Origin of the sequence: Nocardioides sp. NPDC057772, assembly GCF_042798075.1 — a bacterium.
Classification (GTDB): Bacteria; Actinomycetota; Actinomycetes; order Propionibacteriales; family Nocardioidaceae; genus Nocardioides.
Genome location: NZ_JBHVKN010000366.1, coordinates 1 through 2,120, shown reverse-complemented (window position 1 = coordinate 2,120; position 2,120 = coordinate 1). Strand labels below are relative to the sequence as shown.

Genomic DNA, 2,120 nt, shown 5'->3' with positions numbered 1-2,120 from the left:
CGCTCGCGATCACCACACCGCTGTGGGGCCGACTGGGCGACCGCATCGGTCCCAAGTGGATGGTGGTCCGCGCCCTAGTCGGCCTGTGTCTGGCAATGGCGCTGATGGCCGCCGCCGGCAGCCCCCTGGCCCTGGTGGCCGCCCGGATCGTGCAGGGCGCGCTCGGCGGAGTCGTCGAGGCAGCCGCGGCGTACGTGGGGTCCGCGGCCTCCGAGGGCAGCCGCGGGCGCGCACTGGGCCGCTCCTACAGCGCCACAGCAGCCGGCGCCCTGGCCGGCCCGGTTGCCGGCGGCACCCTGGTGGCCACCGGCGATCTCCGGCCGTTGCTGATCGGGATCGCCGTCACGGCGTTGCTGCTCGGGGCTGTCTGCACGCTCCGGCTGCGCAATCCCCACCATGGGCGGAGGCCGTCCATAGATGCGGAACCTGCCCGGGCCGCCCTCGTGTCGGTGTGTGCCCGAATCGGCTGGATCCCGTTGGCTGGTGGGTTCCTCGCCTTCTTCGGCGTCTACGGCCTGATCCCGGTCTATGCCGACTTCGTCACCGACCTGGTGGCCGAACCCCAACAGGCAGGGCCATGGGTCGGCGGGCTTCACGCCGTGATGTGGGCCGGCACCCTCATCGGCTCGCTGTGGTGGGGCAAGGTCAACGACAAGACCGGCGTTCCGCTGCGCACGCTGGCCATCGCGAGCGGCGTCACCGCCGCGACGGTGCTCATCCAGGCCACTGTGGGCTGGCTGCCCGTATTGGTGCCGTTGCGGTTCGTTCAGGGGTTCTGCTTCGCGGCGCTGGCACAGTCGTTGATGTTGTACGCCTCGCAGAAGGCAGGTCAACACGAGCGTGCTGGGTATCTCGGCGTTGCCAACAGCTTCCTCCTCGGCGGGCAGTTCCTCGGCCCGCTCCTGGCTGGAAGCGCGATGGCGCTGCTCGACCCAACCGTAGGCGTGCTGATCACGGGGATCTGTGTGGCCTCGACGGCTCTGCTCGTCTTGGTTCCGGCGACCTCGGCGGCCGATGTGTCCCGCGGCGAGCCAGCCAGGGCGCGGGCGATGCCTTTCGTTCCGGAGCGCTGGCGGACCCGGCCAAGGGGTCGGCATGCGGCCCCTCGTAGGCCGCAGCACCGTAAGAGGATCCAGCCAGGTCCGCCGGTACGTGGTGAAGGTCGGGGTCACGCTCTGGCTGGATCGACTCATCCCTCGGCCGCTCGGCCGCTTGATCCACGTTCAAGGGCGAACCGTTGATGGGCAATCCAAGGGCCCTGATGTCGCGCCTCTGGCCCGACGGAAGTCAACTGTCGGGCCAGAGGCGGAGGCGCGGACTGGGCTAGGCGTCTTCTTGCTCTGCCGCGTCCGCCCGATGGCTGGCAACGAAGCCGACCTTGGCGTGGGTGCCGTCGCAGAATGGCTTGTTCCTGGATTCGCCACACCGGCACAGGAAGATCGTTCGGCCGGTGTCGTAGATGTTGCCGTCGTGGTCGACGAGCTGCGCTGCCCCCTTGATCTGGAGTGGTCCGTTGTCGACCGTCTTGATCGTCGTGGGCTTGATCTCCCTGCTGCCTTCGGGTGCCGAACTGATGGTCATGCGGTGCTCCTCTGCTTTCCTGGACGAGTCTGCGCGGTAGACATCCGTACCGTAGGGGGGGTATGGTTTCTCGCACGCCAAGAGATATACCATACCGGGGTATGGTTTAGAGTGATCGAAGCGACGCCGTCGGAGCAGCAGAGGAAATGACCATGGGAAGTCACGAGCACCAGAGCGAGCGCGGCTATATGCACCGCCAGGACGACTACCTCAAGAGGCTGCGGCGCGTCGAAGGCCAGGTTCGCGGCCTGCAGCGGATGGTCGAGGACGAGAAGTACTGCATCGACATCCTCACTCAGGTGTCTGCGGTGACGAAGGCGCTGCAGTCGGTGTCCCTTGCGCTCCTCGATGAGCACCTCAACCACTGTCTCGCTCAGGCGGCCGCCACTGGTGGGCCGGAGGCCGACGAGAAGATCAAAGAGGCTTCCGACGCCATTGCTCGCCTGGTCCGCTCCTGACCCACGGCATCGCCAACACAGACAGCCACCATCGAATCGGACCTTTGGTCCCGACCAAGGAGCCTCCACGTGAAGACCTCT

General features: G+C 67.2%; 3 protein-coding genes. 2 read left to right on the top strand and 1 reads right to left on the bottom strand.

Features of this window, described 5'->3' with window-relative positions:
• Positions 1-1,241 (top strand): MFS transporter (locus ACFVJS_RS27720; RefSeq protein WP_378886760.1); only part of this gene is annotated, 1,241 nt, incomplete at its 5' end.
• 82 nt (positions 1,242-1,323) lie between these two features.
• Here ACFVJS_RS27720 and ACFVJS_RS27715 read toward each other — a convergent pair.
• The gene (locus ACFVJS_RS27715) at positions 1,324-1,581 is read right to left on the bottom strand and encodes a CDGSH iron-sulfur domain-containing protein (RefSeq protein ID WP_378886759.1); all 258 of its coding nucleotides are present in this window, start codon (positions 1,579-1,581) and stop codon (positions 1,324-1,326) included.
• A 152-nt stretch (positions 1,582-1,733) separates the two neighbouring features.
• Here ACFVJS_RS27715 and ACFVJS_RS27710 point away from each other — a divergent pair, with 152 nt between their 5' ends.
• Entirely contained in the window at positions 1,734-2,039 is a 306-nt protein-coding gene (locus ACFVJS_RS27710; RefSeq protein ID WP_378886758.1) for a metal-sensitive transcriptional regulator, read from the top strand.
• The last annotated feature ends 81 nt before the right edge of the window (positions 2,040-2,120 follow it).

Coding starts and splice junctions, on each gene's coding strand:
- ACFVJS_RS27715 (WP_378886759.1), bottom strand. CDS start 1,581: ATGACCATCAGTTCGGCACCCGAAGGCAGCAGGGAGATCAAGCCCACG.
- ACFVJS_RS27710 (WP_378886758.1), top strand. CDS start 1,734: ATGGGAAGTCACGAGCACCAGAGCGAGCGCGGCTATATGCACCGCCAG.